15 protein-coding genes and 1 pseudogene are annotated in these 18,754 nt (G+C 38.7%); 13 read left to right on the top strand and 3 right to left on the bottom strand.

Annotated features, from left to right (window positions below):
* Positions 1-56: 56 nt before the first annotated feature.
* Positions 57-1,667 carry a phosphoenolpyruvate carboxykinase (ATP) gene (gene pckA / locus NYR63_RS04315; protein ID WP_279458351.1) on the top strand — a complete coding sequence of 537 codons (1,611 nt, stop codon included), beginning with the start codon at positions 57-59 and terminating at the stop codon, positions 1,665-1,667.
* Positions 1,668-1,880: 213 nt separating this feature from the next.
* Here pckA and lpcA read toward each other — a convergent pair whose 3' ends face one another.
* On the bottom strand, positions 1,881-2,465 hold the full coding sequence (lpcA, locus tag NYR63_RS04310; protein ID WP_279458350.1) for a D-sedoheptulose 7-phosphate isomerase: 585 nt from the start codon (positions 2,463-2,465) through the stop codon (positions 1,881-1,883).
* Positions 2,466-2,671: 206 nt separating this feature from the next.
* On the opposite strand from lpcA, the gene NYR63_RS04305 reads away from it, so the two are divergent.
* The 7 genes from NYR63_RS04305 (at position 2,672) to NYR63_RS04275 (ending at position 10,954) form a co-directional block, all read left to right on the top strand.
* Positions 2,672-3,820: a sigma 54-interacting transcriptional regulator gene (locus NYR63_RS04305; protein ID WP_279458349.1), complete on the top strand. Its 1,149-nt coding sequence runs from the start codon at positions 2,672-2,674 to the stop codon at positions 3,818-3,820.
* A gap of 9 nt (positions 3,821-3,829) precedes the next feature.
* On the top strand, positions 3,830-5,527 hold the full coding sequence (locus tag NYR63_RS04300) for an ABC transporter substrate-binding protein (protein ID WP_279458347.1): 1,698 nt from the start codon (positions 3,830-3,832) through the stop codon (positions 5,525-5,527).
* Entirely contained in the window at positions 5,527-6,489 is a 963-nt protein-coding gene (locus NYR63_RS04295; protein ID WP_279458346.1) for an ABC transporter permease, read from the top strand. The genes NYR63_RS04300 and NYR63_RS04295 overlap by 1 nt, the downstream gene beginning before the upstream one ends.
* Positions 6,479-7,366 carry an ABC transporter permease subunit gene (locus NYR63_RS04290; RefSeq protein WP_279458345.1) on the top strand — a complete coding sequence of 296 codons (888 nt, stop codon included), beginning with the start codon at positions 6,479-6,481 and terminating at the stop codon, positions 7,364-7,366. The genes NYR63_RS04295 and NYR63_RS04290 overlap by 11 nt, the downstream gene beginning before the upstream one ends.
* Before the next feature lie 13 nt (positions 7,367-7,379).
* Entirely contained in the window at positions 7,380-8,417 is a 1,038-nt protein-coding gene (locus NYR63_RS04285) for a peptide ABC transporter ATP-binding protein (RefSeq protein ID WP_279458344.1), read from the top strand.
* An 87-nt stretch (positions 8,418-8,504) separates the two neighbouring features.
* Positions 8,505-9,281, top strand: coding sequence for an MmcQ/YjbR family DNA-binding protein (locus NYR63_RS04280; protein WP_279458343.1), 777 nt, complete (start codon positions 8,505-8,507; stop codon positions 9,279-9,281).
* 308 nt (positions 9,282-9,589) lie between these two features.
* Complete coding sequence (locus NYR63_RS04275; protein ID WP_279458342.1) at positions 9,590-10,954, top strand: esterase-like activity of phytase family protein; 1,365 nt, start codon at positions 9,590-9,592, stop codon at positions 10,952-10,954.
* A 121-nt stretch (positions 10,955-11,075) separates the two neighbouring features.
* On the opposite strand, the gene NYR63_RS04270 is transcribed toward NYR63_RS04275, so the two are convergent.
* Complete coding sequence (locus NYR63_RS04270; RefSeq protein ID WP_279458535.1) at positions 11,076-12,050, bottom strand: NAD(P)H-dependent flavin oxidoreductase; 975 nt, start codon at positions 12,048-12,050, stop codon at positions 11,076-11,078.
* A gap of 172 nt (positions 12,051-12,222) precedes the next feature.
* Here NYR63_RS04270 and NYR63_RS04265 point away from each other — a divergent pair, with 172 nt between their 5' ends.
* The 3 genes from NYR63_RS04265 to NYR63_RS04255 all read left to right on the top strand — a co-directional run bounded on the left by NYR63_RS04265 (position 12,223) and on the right by NYR63_RS04255 (position 15,638).
* On the top strand, positions 12,223-13,110 hold the full coding sequence (locus tag NYR63_RS04265; protein ID WP_279458341.1) for a LysR family transcriptional regulator: 888 nt from the start codon (positions 12,223-12,225) through the stop codon (positions 13,108-13,110).
* Positions 13,111-13,394: 284 nt separating this feature from the next.
* Entirely contained in the window at positions 13,395-14,690 is a 1,296-nt protein-coding gene (locus NYR63_RS04260) for an ATP-binding protein (protein ID WP_279458340.1), read from the top strand.
* Between the two features lie 3 nt (positions 14,691-14,693).
* Complete coding sequence (locus tag NYR63_RS04255) at positions 14,694-15,638, top strand: hypothetical protein (RefSeq protein WP_279458339.1); 945 nt, start codon at positions 14,694-14,696, stop codon at positions 15,636-15,638.
* 39 nt (positions 15,639-15,677) lie between these two features.
* Here NYR63_RS04255 and NYR63_RS04250 read toward each other — a convergent pair.
* Positions 15,678-15,815, bottom strand: a pseudogene (locus NYR63_RS04250) (zinc-binding dehydrogenase); the annotation flags it as partial.
* Positions 15,816-15,892: 77 nt separating this feature from the next.
* On the opposite strand from NYR63_RS04250, the gene NYR63_RS04245 reads away from it, so the two are divergent.
* Both NYR63_RS04245 and NYR63_RS04240 read left to right on the top strand, forming a co-directional pair.
* Positions 15,893-16,711: a GIY-YIG nuclease family protein gene (locus tag NYR63_RS04245; RefSeq protein ID WP_279458338.1), complete on the top strand. Its 819-nt coding sequence runs from the start codon at positions 15,893-15,895 to the stop codon at positions 16,709-16,711.
* Positions 16,712-17,000: 289 nt separating this feature from the next.
* Positions 17,001-18,746, top strand: coding sequence for a ShlB/FhaC/HecB family hemolysin secretion/activation protein (locus NYR63_RS04240; protein WP_279458337.1), 1,746 nt, complete (start codon positions 17,001-17,003; stop codon positions 18,744-18,746).
* Positions 18,747-18,754 lie beyond the last annotated feature (8 nt).

The following is an 18,754-nucleotide window of genomic DNA, read 5'->3' as shown; positions in this document are numbered from 1 at the left end:
TACAATAAACTTAGTTTTTAAATTTCAACTTTTAATATTATGAATGAGGTAATTCTATGTTAAGTCGTATTGAACAAGAACTAGCACAATTAGGTATTACTAACGTAAAAGAAATTGTACGTAATCCAAGTTATGAACAATTATTTGAAGAGGAAATGAAACCTGAATTAGAAGGTTTTGAAAAAGGTCGTTTAACAACGTCCGGCGCAGTTGCCGTAGATACCGGCATTTTTACCGGCCGTTCCCCTAAAGATAAGTATATCGTATATGATGAAACATCAAAAGATAATGTTTGGTGGACATCGGATGCGGTTAAAAATGATAACAAACCGATGAACCAAGCGACTTGGCAAAGTTTAAAAGAATTGGTAACTCATCAATTGTCAAATAAACGTTTATTTGTCGTTGATGCTTTCTGCGGTGCAAATAAAGACAGCCGTGTAGCGGTACGTATTGTGACCGAAGTGGCATGGCAAGCACATTTTGTGAAAAATATGTTTGTTCGTCCGTCAGAAGAAGAATTAGTGAATTTCGTTCCTGATTTCGTTGTGATGAACGGTTCAAAAGTAACCAATCCGAATTGGAAAGAGCAGGGATTAAATTCTGAAAACTTCGTTGCGTTTAACTTAACTGAAAAAATTCAGCTTATCGGCGGTACTTGGTACGGCGGTGAAATGAAAAAAGGTTTGTTCTCGCTCATGAACTACTGGTTACCGCTTAAAGGTATTGCGTCAATGCACTGTTCTGCAAACGTTGGCAAAGACGGTGATGTCGCGGTATTCTTCGGCTTATCCGGTACGGGTAAAACAACGCTTTCAACCGATCCTAAACGTAGATTAATCGGTGATGACGAACACGGTTGGGATGATGACGGCGTATTTAACTACGAAGGCGGTTGCTATGCGAAAACAATCAATCTTTCCGAAGAAAACGAACCGGATATCTACCGTGCAATCCGTCGTGATGCGTTATTAGAAAACGTTGTCGTACGTGAAGACGGTTCGGTTGATTTTGCGGACGGTTCAAAAACTGAAAATACACGCGTATCTTATCCGATTTATCATATTGATAATATTGTTGAACCGGTTTCAAAAGCGGGTCATGCGAAAAAAGTAATTTTCTTAACCGCAGACGCTTTCGGTGTGTTACCTCCTGTTTCTAAATTAACACCAGAACAAACTAAATATTACTTCTTATCCGGTTTTACTGCAAAATTAGCGGGTACCGAACGTGGTATTACTGAACCGACACCAACTTTCTCAGCGTGTTTCGGTGCGGCATTCTTATCACTTCATCCGACTAAATATGCTGAAGTATTAGTGAAACGTATGGAAGAAGCGGGTTCACAAGCGTACTTAGTGAATACCGGTTGGAACGGTTCGGGTAAACGTATTTCGATTAAAGATACTCGCGGTATCATTGACGCTATCTTAGACGGTTCAATTGAAAAAGCGGAAACAAAAGAATTACCGATTTTCAATTTAGCGGTTCCGACAGCATTACCGAATGTAGATCCTGCAATTCTTGATCCTCGCGATACTTATGCGGATAAAACACAATGGCAAACTAAAGCGGAAGATTTAGCAAGTCGTTTTGTGAAAAACTTTGAAAAATATACTACAAATGATGAAGGTAAAGCATTAGTTGCGGCCGGTCCGAAACTTTAATACTAATCCAAAGTTTGTTGAGTAATATTTGAAAAGGCTAATTAGCCGATAATAATCTGCACCTAATAGATTCATATCCATTTAGGTGCAGATTTTTTTATGCTTAAACTTAACTCGGTTTTGCAATAACAAAGAAAATAAAAAGGACTGAGCCGATTTCTGACTTCAGTCCTTTAGCAATAGATTTCTTAAAAATATTTTTCGTATTAAATACTATGCTTGTTTTGCCATTTCAAATTCAATCAACATCATGAGGATATGAATCACTTTGATGTGAATTTCTTGCGTACGATCGGCATAACGGAAGTGAGGAACACGAATCTCAACATCCGCAAGTCCCGCCATTTGACCGCCGTCTTTACCGGTCATTGCAATTACCTTCATACCTTTTTCTTTAGCGACTTTAATAGCATTCAGCACGTTCTTAGAATTACCGGAAGTCGATAAACCGAAAAGGACATCACCTTTTTGGCCCACCGCCTCAAGATAACGAGAGAAGACGTATTCATAACCGAAGTCATTACTTACGCAACTTAAATGGCTAACGTCCGAAATGGCGATTGCCGGGTAGCCGGGGCGGTTTTCGCGATAACGACCGGTAAGTTCTTCGGCAAAGTGCATTGCATCGCAGTGTGAACCGCCGTTACCGCATGAAAGTACTTTTCCGCCTTGTTTAAAACTATCGGAAATCAATAATGCGGCGTCTTGGATTAATTTGATATTGTTTTCGTCAGACATAAATTTGTCTAATACGTCTGCCGCTTCTTGAAGTTCTGCTTTAATTTGTTCTAAATACATAAGAAAATCCTTAACTTAATCATAGAATGGTTAATCGACCATTTTTAAATGGTTCGATGTACTAAAAAGTGTATGGGATTGTTATCTTAAAGTAAACAAGAGAATGCAGAATATTTACATTAGTGATTGTAAACAAAAGTTTCCAAAATAACGTTTTAAGGGTATGATGAACAGAGATTTATCATTTGAATTAAGGTAAAAAAACAATGCTGTTATCAATTAAATGTACGGAAAAATTCACAGTCGCAGAAGAGGTTCTACATTTATTAGGTGTGCAAAAGCAAACCGTTCACCATATTGAATTTACCGAATTGGGGATTCAAGTTGAATTTCCTCCATTGAGTGCTACGCAACAATTGCAAATTCTTGAAAAAATTCGACCGCTTCAAGGGATTGAAAAGGTGGAATTTATTATTTATCCGCAAGGCTGTTTTGAACATATTATTGCGCAAAGTCCGAAAATGCAGGCGGTTGTAGAGCAGGCTAAGAAATTTGCAATGCTAAATGCGCCGTTGTTGATTCAAGGAGAAACCGGTACCGGTAAAGATGTTTTTGCCAAAGCGTGTCATGAACTGAGTTCGCGTAGAGATCATAAATTTATTGCGGTAAATTGTGCCGGTTTGCCGGCTGATGAGGCGGAGTCGGAGATGTTCGGACATCGTGGCAACGGCAAAGAGAATATTGGTTTCTTTGAATATGCCAATGGTGGTACCGTGCTGTTGGATTCGATAGCGGAACTTTCGCTTGAAATGCAAGCGAAGTTATTACGTTTTCTAAATGACGGTTGTTTCCGTCGTGTCGGCGAAGATCAAGAAATTCAAGTGGATGTTCGTGTTATTTGTACGTCTCAGAAGCCGTTGGCGACATTGGTTGCAGAAGGCAAAGTCCGAGAAGACCTCTATCATCGCTTAAATGTGCTTACTTTGGATCTACCGCCGCTACGAGAACGTCAGGGCGATTTGCCGTTGTTGGCGGATCATTTTATTACTCGAATCAGCCGGCAATTAGGCATCAGTAAATTGGAATATGACGATGAATTTTTACAAGCATTGCAGGCATATCGTTGGCCGGGCAATTTACGTGAGTTATATAATGCTATTTATCGCGCTTGTACGCTGTCGCATAGTTACCGCTTAGCGGTAAAAGATCTAAATTTACCGAATCAAGTCGGTAAGTTGGATGATTTTCAAGTGGACGAGCATGCAACTTTAGACGAATTAGTCAATCGCTTTGAGGCTGCGTTGTTAGGTAAATTATATAATGAATATCCGAGTACACGGAAATTAGCCCAACGTTTGGGAATTTCGCATACGGCGGTCGCCAATAAATTACGTGCGTACGGTATTGGGAAATAAGGGAAGTATATGATTTCTTTTATTCGACAAGCGGTCGGTTTTAGCAGTTTTTTTGCAATTTTAGGTCTGATTCCTACCGCTTATGCTGCGCCCCGTATTCCGCAAGCATTGCTGGATAACAGTTTAATTTATTGTACTAGCGTATCCGGTTTCAGCTTTAATCCTCAAAAAGCGGATGTCGGAACCAATATGAATGTGGTGACGGAACAAATTTACGATAAGTTATTTGAGTTTGATGCGAACACAAATTCATTAAAACCAAAATTAGTTGAAACATATCATCTCAGTGAAGATGGCAAAGTTATTACTTTAAATTTACGTCGTAAGGTGGCGTTTCATTCTACAGAATGGTTTACTCCTACACGTCCGTTTAATGCGGAAGATGTCGTGTTTTCTCTAAATAGAATGATTGGTAATGTCGATGAGCTTCCCGCGCTTGATTTTAATGAAGACGGACGAAAAGAGGCATTTCATCAGAATCAGTATTATGCCTACCAATTTAAAGCGAACTTAGCGCATTATCCTTATTTTGAAAGTATTGCATTGAAAAATAAAATTGAGCGTATTTCGGCGGTGAATGATTATACCGTTAAGATTTACTTGGTCTCACCCGATCAATCCGTGTTAGCGCATTTAGCGAGTCAATATGCGGTGATTTTATCGAAAGAATACGCATTACAATTGAATGCGGATGAAAATCTCGCGCAATTGGACTTATTACCGGTCGGAACCGGTGTTTATCAGCTAAGTAGCTATGTGCAAAATGAATATGTTCGTTTAAAGCCGCATCCTAAATATTGGGGGAGAAAAGCTAACATTGAAAATGTAGTCGTGGATGTTTCCAGTAACGATACGGGGCGAATGGCAAAATATTTAAATCATGAATGCGACGTGGTTGCATTACCGGAACCAAGCCAAAGAACAATTGTTCATCATAACGAGATTATAGAAAGTCCGGGAGCTAATCTTGCCTTTCTGGCATTTAATATGCAAAAACCGGTCATGAGAAATGTGGAATTGCGCCGTTATATCGCAGGAGCAATTAATCGTGAACGTATCGCTAAAACATTATTTTACGGTGCAGCGAATGTTGCAGATAACGTATTGCCGAGCGTATTATTTTCTTCGGCTAACCAATACGGTTATCCATATAAAGCGAATCAAGAAAATAGCAAAAAAGTAGAAAAAACGGGCCGCTTGAAACTATGGGTGTTGGACGAGAAACGAGTTTATAATTTACATCCGTTAAAAATGGCGGAACTTATCCGAAAAGATTTGGAAAAAGCGGGTATTGACGTAGAAATTCGAGCGGTAAGCCGCACGGATGTGGTGCAATTATCGGAAGACGGCTTGGCGGATTATGATTTAATTTTGACGGGGTGGCTTGCTAATAATTTAGATCCGAATACTTTTTTATCGCCTATTTTGTCGTGCCGTTCTCGTTATGAGGTGACCAATTTAGCTAATTGGTGTCATCAAGAGTTCGATCATTGGCTAGAGTTGGCAAAGTTGAGTGAGCAACCTTATGTCAAGATGATCATCTATAAATTGATGCAAGATTTATTAGAACGAGAGTTACCGATTCTACCGTTAGTGAATGCTAATCGTATCTTATTTGTTAATCCTAAAATCGAGAATGCACGAGTCAGTCCTTTCGGACAAGTTCATTTATCGGAATTAAAATTAAAGCATAAAGAGAAGAAATAATGTTATTGGCATTTATTCGCAAACTATTTTTGACAGTAATCACCCTGATTTTACTGACATTAATTAGCTATAACATCTTGCTACGTGATTCTCTGAATCATTTTGTGGATTTACAAGGAATAGAGGCGTATTTCAGTTATATCCGAGGCTTATTGCAAGGCGATTTCGGCATTAGTTATACAAACGGCGAACCGATTGCCGATCAGATATTGAATGTCTTTCCGGCAACGGTTTCGCTTTGTTTAGCGGTATTGATTTTATCGCTGATTTTAGGTTTGCCGTTAGGGTTTATTTCCGCAACGTTTCGCGATAATTTACTCGGGAAAACACTCGCTATTTTAGGTTCGTTAAGTTTGGCTATTCCGGTTTTTTGGTTGGCTATCGTTGTGCTTTACTATGCCTCAAATAACCAATGGGCGATTTCCGCTGTCGGCGAGTTGCACCCGATTTATGAAATACCGTCTTTAACGGGGTTTCGATTATTAGATATTTTCTTAGCCGACTCTCCTCATAAATTAAAAATGATGCAGAGTATGTTACATCACTTGACTTTACCTACCTTAATTTTAGCCGTGCCGGCAACACTGGAAGTTATTCGGTTTACTCATCAACGAGCCGAATATGTGATGAAACAAAATTATATTAGGGTGGCACAGACAAGAGGTTGGACGCCTTATAAAGTATGGATGCAACATATTCTACCCAATACTTTACCGGCGTTAATTCCTATGATTGCACACAATTTAACCTTGATTTTTGCATTCTCGATGTTGGTTGAAAATATATTTAGCTGGGGCGGTATCGGCTTGTGGCTAATTAATGCGCTATCCGTACAAGACTATAATGCGATTTCGGCAGGTGTTGTAGCAATCGGTCTGTTTATCTTAAGTATTGATGTTTTGGTAAGTATTCTTACGACCTTGTTGGATCCGTATCAGAAAAAGGATTGGTATGTTAAATAAAGAAGAACCGGAACAGTTCAGAGAATCGGATTACGTTAAACAATTTTTTCTCCAGCTACGTCAAGATAAAGTCGCATTGGCAAGTTTATATCTATTTGCCTTTCTACTTTTCTTAGTTTTTTTCGGCTATTTAATTGCACCTTATCAAGCGGATATGCAATTTATCGGAAAGGAACTTATGCCGCCGTCTTGGGACGATAGAGGGCAGATTGGCTTTTTCTTTGGTACGGATGATTTGGGGCGAGATATTTTTAGTCGTATCCTTTACGGTTTTTATTATACGGTCGGTTCGGCACTTATTATTAGTGCTGCAGTTGCCGTGATAGGGAGTGTGATAGGTATTTTTGTCGGAACCAGTCGGAAATCTTTTTCTTTCTTAGGGCATTTATTTGATACCTTCCTATTTATTCCGATTCTGATTATTGCAATTGTTATCGCTACCTTAATGGAAGCCAGTTTGATCAATGCGATGTTGGCGATTTTTTTAGCGATGCTACCGCATTTTATCCATAAAATTTATCAAGCGGTACGGCAAGAATTAAAGCGAGAATATGTTATTACATTGCGTTTAGACGGTGCTTCGCGTTGGGATTTAATTAAAGAGGTTGTATTGCCAAATGTGACACCGGTCGCCGTAAAAGAAATCTCACATATTTTTGTGATTGCCGTATTGGATATCAATGCGCTGAGTTTTATTGAATTAGGCGCGAAAAGCCCGACTCCGGAATGGGGTACGATGATTAAAGATTCGGTGGAATTGATTTATATTGCACCGTGGACAGTTATTTTACCGGGTATGGCAACTATTTTTGTGATTCTGATTATTAGTATGTTAGGTAATAGCATTAGTCGCGTATTAGAAAAATACCGTTATTAACATGGAATAAAGTATGGCTCTATTAGATATTCGCCATTTAAGTATTGAAATTGACACGCCGAACGGTAGAGTCAAAATGGTCGATAATGTTAATCTCACGCTCGATGAGGGAGAAATTTGCGGGTTGGTCGGAGAGTCAGGCTCCGGAAAAAGTTTAATCGCAAAGGTGATCTGCGGCGTAATGAAAGATGAATGGATCGTGACGGCCGACCGTTTCCGTTTTAATGATATTGAATTGTTAAAACTGACTCCGACGGAAAGACGTAAATTGGTTAGCGAACATATTTCTATGATTTTCCAAAATCCGCTCTCCAGCTTAGATCCGAGTAAGACAATCGGTAGCCAGCTTATGCAGACGATTAACTTTAAAGGTAAATGGTGGCAATGGTTCGGCTGGAAGAAAAAGAAAGCGATTGAATTATTACACCGAGTCGGGATTCGAGATCATAAAGCAATGATGCAAAGTTATCCTTTCGATATTACCGAAGGCGAAGCGCAAAAAGTAATTATTGCTATGGCGGTGGCGAATCAGCCTCGTTTATTAGTTGCGGACGAACCGACACATACGCTTGAAGCGACCACGCAACTACAAATTTATCGTTTGCTATCCAGTATGAATAAAAACCTAGGCACTTCAATTTTGCTGGTGGCAAATGATATTCGTAGCGTCCATAAATGGGTGGACTCATTTAATGTACTTTATTGCGGACAAACGGTGGAAATTGCCGGCAAAGAAACCATTATGGAAGAACCGTTTCACCCTTATACTTCGGTATTACTGAACAGTATTCCGGACTTTTCGCAGCCGTTGGCTTTTAAAAGCCGTTTAAATACGCTCAAAGGTTCGGTACCGATGTTACAAGATATGCCGATAGGTTGCCGATTAGGTCCTCGTTGCCCGTTCGCGCAGAAAAAATGCGTACAAAAGCCGCCTTTACGAAAATTCAAACAGCATGAATTTGCTTGCCATTATCCGATTAATTTTAGAGAGAAAAACTTCCTGAAACGTGCGGATTTTGAACCGGTAATGGTGGCGGATAAGGTCGAATAATTTTGCCAAGCGGTCATATTTTTACGATTTGTTGCAAACTTTTCGGGAAAATAGACCGCTTACGGCTTACATAGCGGGAGGAGAAAAGTGAAAAATCAAACGATTGATCTTCGAGAAGATATTTTATTGTATGTATTGCAACAATACGGTACGGAACCAGAATATCTATGGAAGTCTTATCCCGACTATGCCATTTTAAGGCAAGCGGATAATCGCAAATGGTATGCGGCTATTATGCAAATTCCTTATGTCACGCTAGGACTGTCGGGAAGCGGAAAGGTTACGGTAATGAATGTAAAATGTTCTCCCGAAATGATCAGCTTGTTTTTACCGCAAAAAGGCTTTTTACCTGCCTACCATATGAATAAAACTCATTGGTTAAGTATTTTGTTGGACGGTAGTGTCGATAAAGAAACCATTGTGTTTTTACTTAACCAAAGTTTCGATTTAACGGCCACTTGCCTACGTAAGCAAAAATTGGGGCTAATTAGCCGTACCGAATGGATTGTTCCCGCCAATCCTAAGTATTATGATGTCGAAAGCGAGCTACAAGAAGGTAAAGAAATTCTCTGGAAACAAAGCAATAATATTGCGGTAGGTGATCTGGTTTACCTTTACGTTACAGAACCGACCGCTGCAATTCGTTATCAATGTGAAGCATTGGAAGTAAATATTCCTTACCAATCAAAACAAACCGAGATTCGTGTTGATCGAGTAATGAGAATTAAATGTCTAAAGGAATTTGATAAAAAAGATCTTCCACGAGAAAAACTCCGAGAATTTGGTGTTACCGCCGTACGAGGACCACGAAAAATGCCGTTTGCGTTAAGTGAAGAAATAAAATATCTTGGTAAAAAAAGATAAAAATTAAACCGGTTTAAAAACCGGTTTTTTTATCACTTTATTTTTTATGAAGCAAAATCATTAGAAAATGAGTTCTCTTAAAATTTATTTTTACTTGTCATTAATCTGCCACAAATATTTTCTATATTTGGTATTGCCGAATAAAAGCTACTAACAGGCATTATTCGGCAATTATTTATTGTATCTCCCATCATTGTTGTGAATCGGTAGTATAGAAATATAGTTCTACTTATTGAGATTATTGTAACGGTAGTGGAAGTAGGGAGAGAAAATAAAAATATAGCTATTTATACAATAGGAGTGGAGTCATGAGAGAGAAGTCTTTTAAATTAGCAATGCCTATTATTACGCTATGGTTCGGATTAAGTGCGAATGTATGGGCAACCGCTGAAAATCATCCCGCATTGTTAGCCGGACATGCAGTCTTACCGGCGCAATCTACCGTTACCGCCCCCGATGATGCACCTCAAGTTTTAAAGCAAGCCGGAAAATTTACCACAGGTAAACGTATAGAAAAGATGAACAGTATTGAGGGAAAATCCGCCAATCGACCGACAGGCGCATTTTTACCTTTAGAAGGACAACCGCTACAAGGACATTCGGGCATTCAACGAATTCAAGACGGCGGTTATTGGATTCTAACCGATAACGGCGCAGGTAATAAAGCCAATTCTCCGGATTTTATGTTGTATCTTTCTCATTACAATATAGATTTTAAAAACGGTAAATTTGAACCGCTAAATACGGTATTTCTACATGATCCGGACAAAAAAGTGCCGTTCCATATCGTTAATGAAAATACGGATAAACGTTATTTAACCGGCTCGGATTTTGACCCGGAAAGTTTTCAAATTATTCATGATCATATTTGGATCGGTGATGAATTCGGACCTATGCTGATTCAGGCGGATTTACAGGGTAAAGTGTTAAACGTATTTGCTACGGAAATTAACGGTAAAGTTGTTCGCTCTCCGGATAATCCTGCTGTTAAAACTCCGGCTTCTCCTACGGACAAAATGGAATTCGAGGTTAAACGCTCTAAAGGTTTTGAAGGGATGGCGGCTTCGGTGGACGGAACCAAATTATATCCGCTACTGGAGGGCAGTTTATGGGATGCAACACAAAATACGTATGAAAATGATCAAGGTAAAAATTATTTACGTATTCTAGAATTTGATGTGGCAAAACAGCAATGGACGGGAAATTTTTGGAAATATCCGTTGGAAGATAACAGTCATGCTATCGGTGATTTTAATATGATTGATGCTAATCGAGCATTAGTGATTGAACGCGATAACGGTGAGGGTGTGAGTGAATATGCCTGTAAAACAGACAGTAAAGAGACCGAAAATTGTTTTACCAAGTTACCGAAATTTAAACGTGTTTATTTAATTAAATTTGATCAATCAAGCATTGGTAATAATGTAGAGAAATTAGGTTATGTAGATTTATTAAATATCCAAGATCCGAATAAAATTGCACTTAAGCCACTGAGTGAAGGTGTATTTAAATTCCCGTTCTTTACGATTGAAGATGTAGATATTGTTGATGATCAACATATTATCGTAGGCAACGATAATAATTTCCCTTATTCCAGCAGTCGTGAACCTAATAAAGCAGATGATAATGAATTGATCTTGCTGAATGTAGAGTCTTTATTGAAACTGAAATAAGTAAAAAAGCGTAGGAATGATGTTTATGATTAATGATTCCTTATACTAAATATCTCTCTAAGAAAACGAATAAAAACCTAGCATTGTCGCTAGGTTTTTTTGTTATCGGAGAAAGATTTATTTACACAAAATCCTGCATTAAATCTTCCACTACATCCTTGACAGAGCGAATCGATTTTATATAAGTAATGCCGTTACCTACCGAAATATAGCCTTTCTCAAAATCGCCAAGTAACATACCTTGACGCATTCCATAGCCACCGGTTTGTGCTTTGGCAAGCTCATCTCGCGTTGCACCGTTTTCATCCATTTCCACCAATTTATGTGCTAACTGAGTGGGTAGCGAGCGGTAATACGCCGGTTGGGTGCGGAATAACAATAAATCTTGAGCCGTGCTATCGACAACGAGTTGCTTAACGCTTTCATGCATACGATTTTCCTCAGTTGCTAACAATACGGAACCGACAAATACGCCTTCCGCACCGAGTGCAAAACTTGCTCGTACGCCTCGTACATCAGCAATACCGCCTGCTGCCATTACTGGAATACTGACCGCATCAACCATTTGAGGCACGATAGAGAATGTTCCGATCACTTGGTTCGGTACAGTGCCACCTTCATCAAAACCGGTTGCAACGAAAATATCCGCCCCGATTTCTTCCGCATAGCGTGCGTTTTCTACTGTCGGCGTATGCGGACGGAAGATTGTTTTCATACCTGCCGCTTTAAATTTTTTCATCATCGGCTTGTAATCATAGCCATCAATACCGTTGATTAATGCAACCGGTACGTGTTCTTCAATTAATAAATCCACTAACAAATCAATCGTACTGAAGTCGTAGGATAAAATCATCGGTGCACCGAATGGCTTATCGGTTAATGCTTTGGTTTTACGGATTTCTTCACGGAAAGTACGGAGCAAATCTTCCATCGTTTTCGGCGCTTTCTGCAAGCCGGCATTCGGGCCTAAAATCCCCAAACCTCCGGCATTGCTTACAGCAGCAACAAATTTTGCATCAGTCATCCACGCCATCGGGCCTTGCACAAGTGGAAATTTGATACCTAAAATTTCAGTAATATGGTTACAAGCGGTCATTTTTTTATCCTTTTTTATGCCTAGCACGGCAAGCCGTACTAGGTTACGCATAGTTCAGCCCCTTTGGGGCTGAAGTTGATCATTTGGTTAAAGATATACTTATTATAATCTTGCAAAATTGATTGAGAAGTATCTAAAATAAGAATAATTTTTTCAAAAATGAGAAGATAAAATGGATTTAAATAATCTAAGACTGTTTGTGGCAGTTTATCAAGCAGAGAGTTTTTCTAAAGCGGCGGAACAACTTGCAATCCCGGTTGCGACGGTTAGTCGCCGTATTGCGGAATTTGAAAAATCGCTTTCCACCCAACTTTTCGACCGCTATAAAACAGGGGTGAAACCGACCGCACTTGGTTTGCAACTGTATGAAAAGGTTTATTTGAGCTTAGACAATTTAACACAAGCGACACAGGATTTTATTGGTGAACAGCAGGAGTTGAGTGGTTATCTGCGTATTTCCACTGTTTCCGCCTGTGAGCCGATTTGGGCGGCAATTGCTGAATTTCAGGCGGAATATCCGCAGGTGAAAGTGCATTGTCAGGCGACCGATCGCGTATTGGATTTGGTAGAAGATGGTATTGATATTGCGTTTCGAATGGGTGATTTGCATACGGAAAATGTTATTGCTCGCAAAATGATGGATTTAAACGCTGTGCTGGTGGCTCACCCTGATTTTCTTGCTCGATACGGCACGCCGAAAACACCGCAAGATTTGACTGCACTACCATTTGCCTGTTGGGCAAGAGCAGGACAGAAAAGTGCAACATTACAACTAGGCGAACAAGCGGTCAAAATTGAACCGATTTTTACCTCTAATGATGTGTATGCTATCGCCCACCAAGCCAAAAGTGCGCATGCTATCTGCCAATTACCGGACTATATGGCACAAGAACTCACCGAGAAATTCGGCTTAGTCGAACTGATGTCCGACTATCCGACATCAACCTATCCTATCCACGCCATCTATCCCGCCCACCGCCACCCCTCAGCAATCATGAAAACCTTTTTAGGGTTTTGTGAGAGGTTTTTAATAGAAAGAGAGAAATGCTGTAAAGATTAACCATTTCGCGTTTACGGGAGAAAGACCGCAGAAGGATTGTTCCAGAATCCATAGGAAGAGATATTCTCCTTTCTTCTTAATATGTACTTGATCTTTTAAAAGTAAATGGCAAACGTAAATTTCTTATTTATTTAGCTCATTAGATTTTTAATTTTTCATTTGAAAAAGTGTGTGTAATTAACATTTTTTCATTGGAAAAAATGTATTCTTGTTAAGAATTTTCCTTTGAAAAAATGTTGAATTGCCCTTAAAATAGTTTCCAAAGAATAGAAAATGAGCAAATTATGCAAAGAAAAATTATTCAATCCTTAGAAAAATGGAAACAGAAGCCTACTCGCAAGCCTTTGATTATTCAAGGCGCAAGACAAGTGGGTAAAACGTGGGCGATGAAGCGTTTTGGTGAGCAATCTTTTGAAAAGGTGGCGTACATTAACTTCGATAATAATCCACGAATGAAAACGCTATTTTCGGGAGATTATGATATTAACCGCTTGATTCTTGGTTTAAAAATTGAAAGTGGTGTAGATATTCAAGCTGAAAATACACTGATTATTTTTGATGAGGTACAGGAAGTTCCGCAAGCGTTGTCATCACTCAAATATTTTTATGAAAATGCACCGCAATTTTATATTGTGGCGGCAGGATCGTTACTTGGTGTGTCATTGCATCATCAGATTTCTTTTCCTGTGGGCAAGGTGGATTTTCTACCGCTTTACCCGATGGATTTTCATGAGTTTTTGACCGCACTTGGTAAGCAAGATTTAGTACAACTATTGGAACTCAAAGATTGGTCGCTTATTTCTGCGATGAAAACGAGCTATATTGATTTGCTGTGCCAATATTATTTTGTGGGTGGAATGCCTGAAGCCGTGAAAGTCTTTGTTGAAACGCAAAACTTTGATGAAGTCCGCCAAGTGCAACGCAATTTATTGATGGCGTATGAACAGGATTTTTCTAAATATATTAAAGATGGGCAGACAGTGCAAAAAGTGCGGTCAATTTGGGCTTCAATTCCTGAACAACTTGCCAAAGAAAACAAAAAGTTTATCTACTCGCACCTGCAAAAAGGAGCAAGAAGTAAAGATTACGAAATCGCCTTGCAATGGCTGAAAGATAGTGGTTTAGTGCATTCTGTGCCACGTGTTAAAAAGCCATATTTACCGCTTTCCGCCTATCAAGACGGAGCATTTAAACTTTATGTATTGGACGTAGGATTGCTTGCTGCTCAAAGCCATTTAGATGTCAGCGTTCTGCTTGAAGGTAGCCGTATTTTTACCGAATTTAAAGGCGCTTTAACCGAGCAATATGTGCTACAACAGCTTATTGCTACCCAAGAAAATCCTGTGTTCTACTGGGCAACCGAAAAAGGCACAGCAGAAGTTGATTTTGTCGTACAACGCAAACAAGCCATAATCCCGATTGAAGTCAAAGCTGAAGAAAATTTAAAAGCGAAAAGTTTAAAAGTGTATGTGGAACAGTTCCAACCCGAACAAGCGGTTAGGTTTTCAATGGCGGATTATCGGGAGCAGGATTGGATGGGGAATGTGCCGTTGTATGGTTTAGTATTATATAAGAGATAAAATATGCCAATTTTGAAAAATGCAATTGATTCAATTCAACTAGGATTAGAAGATTTTAAATTGTCAACTAATGACAGTCGTAGAATTATTTCATCAGTTAGAAATTTTTATGCAGGTATTCTACTATTATTTAAGTATAAATTATTACAATTAAGTCCTGATGAATCTAATGAAATACTTATAAAAAAACAAATAAAACCTAAAATTATTGATGGTGAATTGGCTTGGATTGGGAGTGGTAAAAAAACGGTAGATGTCCAAGATATAAAGGATAGATTTAAAGATCTAGATATTAGTGTTAATTGGTCTGATTTTGATAAGTTAAATATGGAACGTAATAATCTAGAACATTATTATTCTTCCGTTGAACCACAGGTCATAAGTGATTTAATATCATCTACATTTCCTTTATTGAATGATTTTATAAGAGATCATTTAGAATTAGATCCTGCTTACCTGTTAGGAGATGATGCTTGGAATACATTACTTCAACAATATGATGTTTATTCTCGTAGCAGAAAAGACCAACTTGATAAATTAAAAGCCTTAGATTATTTTTCTGATGAAGTATTTTTAGCATTAGAAAATTATAGATGTCATTGTTGTGGTTCTGAATTCATAGTTCCATTGGAAAAAGATGGAAATGCAAATGAAAGTAGCTATAGATGTTTATCTTGTAAAATGGAATTTTCTTATGAGGAACTAGTAGAAAAAGCAATAGATGAACATTTCTCAACACGTATATATTATGCTTATAAAGATGGAGATAATATTCCTATATGGGATTGTCCTGAATGTGGTGGAGCGTACCTATATGAGGAGGGAGTTTGTTTGATTTGTGGTCATGAAGCAAAGCATACTTGCTATATTTGTGGGGATACTACAGATGAATTAGATGAAATATGTTCTTCTTGTTCACATATTAAGGAGCAGTTAGAAAAAGATTAAATTTAAATGCCGTCTGAAACTTCCAGACGGCATTTCTTCTTACAACCTCACCAAAATTTTCCCAATTTGCTGATTACTTTCCATATAACAGTTGGCTTCAGCCATTTCACCAAACGCAAAAACTTTGTCAATTTCAGGTTTTAATTGACCGCTTGCTAAGCTGTTAGACACAAATTTTTAGCCTATGCGAGTTTTTCTTGGAATAGTTAGGCTAAAATAAGAGCTATAAACTTTATAGGATAAAAGGAAAATTTATGGTTACCCATACCGTTATTATTAGCGATAGAGCGAAAGACAACATCACGGTTTATACAAAAGAGCCGGTATTTTTAGCGATTGCGGATCGTGAAGATTTAAAAGTATTGAAGCATTTAGAAGAAGCGAATAGAGCAGGGATTTATATCTTATTAGGTGAGAATCAGCGTTATGTTGGACAAGCTAGCGGAAAAATTTATGATCGCCTAATCACTCATAATGATAATAAAGAGTGGTGGAGTAAGATTATTTTCTTTGGACGAGAAGACGGGCATTTAGATAAATCACAAACTGATTATCTTGAGAAGAAATTGATTGAAGCTTTTCAGAAAACCGATTTAACGTTAGATAATGCCACTTCGGGTAATACCTCTTTTATTGAAAAAACAAGTAAGATCAAGGCAGATAATGTTTGGAATATTGCTCAAGAAATATTAGATGAAGTTGCTCATATTAATATATTTGAAAGTTATGCGAGTGAGGAAGAAGAAAACCAAACTGCTCAGATCTATATTGAACTGAATAAACATAAAATTTCAGGCAAAAGTTACCGAGATAATCAGAAAAATTTCTTTTTATTTTTACTAAAACAGCCGAAATATCGTTCTTTAGTGGAAGAGTTTTGTTTAAATGGAAAGCCAACAGCTTCCTATTGCATTGGGAGTGAACCAAGTCTTAGACCAAATGGGATGAAATATACAACTCAACTTGAAGAGGGGATTTATCTGTATATAAATTTATCAGCAAAAGGACTACGTAAAGCCATTCAAAATTTTGCAGATGCAACAGGTTTGAAAGTGGTATTTCATTGGGATTAAAAAATGCCGTCTGAGAGCAATGTTCAGGCGGCATTTTTTATACATGTAGAATTTAGAATGGTTGTTTACATATGTCTATAAAATGTAAATAAAAAGCATCTTTTAAATCAATCATTTATTAAAAACATTTAAATTTGAAAAATAAATTTGTAAATATAAACAGCAATTTTCATAGTTTTTTACACTCTATTTTGACACTTTTATTTGTTGATATTTTATACTTAAATTTGCAAAAATGTGAAGAATTTTATACACTCTTTCAAACTGAATAACAGCTTCTATTGACCTTATGAGATACCATCAAACCTTCATTTTAAGCTTCATTTCTTCAGCGTTAGCAACCACCGCTTTCGCTAATACGCTTGATAATAGATTAAGCGGCATCGACGCCACCCAACAACAACGCCAGCAACAGCATCAACAGGCACAAGCCGAACAATTACAGAATCACCCCGATATTCGTCTCGATACATCTTCCTCTGAATCACTTTTACTCTCTCATACTGAATCTCCCTGCTATCCAATCCACCAAATCACGCTAACTGATTACGGTTCTTCCACCCCACAAAGTCAATTCCAGTGGGCTTTTGATAACGCAGCTCAAACATTAAAGTTTACTCTACCGCACTGTTTTGGTGGCGAGGGGTTAGGTGTTTTGATGAAGCAAATTCAAAATGAAATTATAAGCCGTGGTTATGTGACAACTCGAGTGGTGACTGAAGAGCAAGATTTGAGAGGTGGAAAATTAGTTTTAACCGTCATTCCGGGTAAAGTGCGTAATACGATTGTGGCAGACAGTGGCAATGTACCTCGTTTTACGCGCTTACATGCTCTTACGGCTTTAACCTTTGATTCGGGTGACTTACTCAACATCCGAGATATTGAGCAATCCCTTGAAAATTTAAAACGTGCGCCAACCGTCGAGGCAAATATTGAAATTTTGCCGAGTGAAAGTGATAAAGCGGAAGTGGGCGACAGTGATTTAAAAATCAGTTATAACCAAGCTTTTCCATTTCGTCTAAACTTAGGACTGGATGATGCAGGTTCGACTTCAACAGGAAAATGGCAAGCCAGCGGCACACTCTCCATCGATAATATTTTCTCCGCAAACGATCTTTTCTATACCTCTTTCACACACTCAATTAAACAAAAAGGCGATGACCGTGGTCGCCGAGCCAGTAAAAATTTCACGCTCTATTATTCCGTGCCGCTCGGTTACTGGAATTTAGCCTTTTCCCATAATCAAAGCCGATATCATCAAGAAGTCTTTGGGGCATTTGATAATAGTTATATCTACGCCGGCGAAAGTGATACGGACAAACTCACGCTTTCTTATCTACTCTATCGAGATGCGAAACGTAAAACGGCTGTTTCAGGCTCTCTCTGGTCTCGCCAATCGCAAAACTATATTGACGGTGCGGAAATTGAGGTGCAAAAACGCCGAATGGCCGGTTGGGAAGCTGGATTTAATCATAAAGAATATTTCCCGACAGCCACGCTGGAACTTTCGGCAAATTTCAAACGGGGAACCGCGGCTCGTGGTGCGTTATCTGCACCGGAAGAGCTATTTGGCGAAGGTACCTCTCGTCCTAAAATTATTACGGCAAGTCTGAGTTTAACAAAACCATTTCAATGGGGAAGTCAATCTTGGCAATGGCAAAGTAGTTTGAATGCCCAATGGAATAAAACGCCACTGATTGCCCAAGACCGTTTTTCGATTGGTGGGCGTTATACCGTGCGAGGTTTTGACGGCGAGCTTTCCCTTTCAGGTGAACGTGGCTGGAACTGGCGAAACGAGCTAAGTTGGCAATTTAGCCCAAACCACGCTTTTTATTGGGCAGTGGACGGTGGCCGAGTATCCGGATGGTCTACGGAAAATCAACTGGGGCATCATCTAATGGGAACGGCAATCGGGTTACGAGGTGGTGTAAAAGGGTTTAGCTACGATGTATTTATGGGCAGACCGATGCGTAAACCGGAAGGTTTTAGAACGTCCGATGGTGTTGCCGGTTTCAATATCGGCTACAGTTTTTAATTCATTTT

It is taken from the genome of Actinobacillus genomosp. 1 (genome assembly GCF_029774175.1).
GTDB lineage: Bacteria > Pseudomonadota > Gammaproteobacteria > Enterobacterales > Pasteurellaceae > Actinobacillus.
This window is presented reverse-complemented; position numbering and strand designations above follow the sequence as displayed.

Excerpts from the sequence above, each read along its gene's own strand:
- NYR63_RS04270 (WP_279458535.1), bottom strand. The coding sequence starts at position 12,050 with ATGACCGCTTGTAACCATATTACTGAAATTTTAGGTATCAAATTTCCA.
- NYR63_RS04295 (WP_279458346.1), top strand. The coding sequence starts at position 5,527 with ATGTTATTGGCATTTATTCGCAAACTATTTTTGACAGTAATCACCCTG.
- NYR63_RS04275 (WP_279458342.1), top strand. The coding sequence starts at position 9,590 with ATGAGAGAGAAGTCTTTTAAATTAGCAATGCCTATTATTACGCTATGG.
- NYR63_RS04305 (WP_279458349.1), top strand. The coding sequence starts at position 2,672 with ATGCTGTTATCAATTAAATGTACGGAAAAATTCACAGTCGCAGAAGAG.
- NYR63_RS04285 (WP_279458344.1), top strand. The coding sequence starts at position 7,380 with ATGGCTCTATTAGATATTCGCCATTTAAGTATTGAAATTGACACGCCG.
- NYR63_RS04265 (WP_279458341.1), top strand. The coding sequence starts at position 12,223 with ATGGATTTAAATAATCTAAGACTGTTTGTGGCAGTTTATCAAGCAGAG.
- NYR63_RS04255 (WP_279458339.1), top strand. The coding sequence starts at position 14,694 with ATGCCAATTTTGAAAAATGCAATTGATTCAATTCAACTAGGATTAGAA.
- lpcA (WP_279458350.1), bottom strand. The coding sequence starts at position 2,465 with ATGTATTTAGAACAAATTAAAGCAGAACTTCAAGAAGCGGCAGACGTA.
- NYR63_RS04300 (WP_279458347.1), top strand. The coding sequence starts at position 3,830 with ATGATTTCTTTTATTCGACAAGCGGTCGGTTTTAGCAGTTTTTTTGCA.
- NYR63_RS04290 (WP_279458345.1), top strand. The coding sequence starts at position 6,479 with ATGTTAAATAAAGAAGAACCGGAACAGTTCAGAGAATCGGATTACGTT.
- NYR63_RS04240 (WP_279458337.1), top strand. The coding sequence starts at position 17,001 with ATGAGATACCATCAAACCTTCATTTTAAGCTTCATTTCTTCAGCGTTA.
- NYR63_RS04245 (WP_279458338.1), top strand. The coding sequence starts at position 15,893 with ATGGTTACCCATACCGTTATTATTAGCGATAGAGCGAAAGACAACATC.
- NYR63_RS04260 (WP_279458340.1), top strand. The coding sequence starts at position 13,395 with ATGCAAAGAAAAATTATTCAATCCTTAGAAAAATGGAAACAGAAGCCT.
- pckA (WP_279458351.1), top strand. The coding sequence starts at position 57 with ATGTTAAGTCGTATTGAACAAGAACTAGCACAATTAGGTATTACTAAC.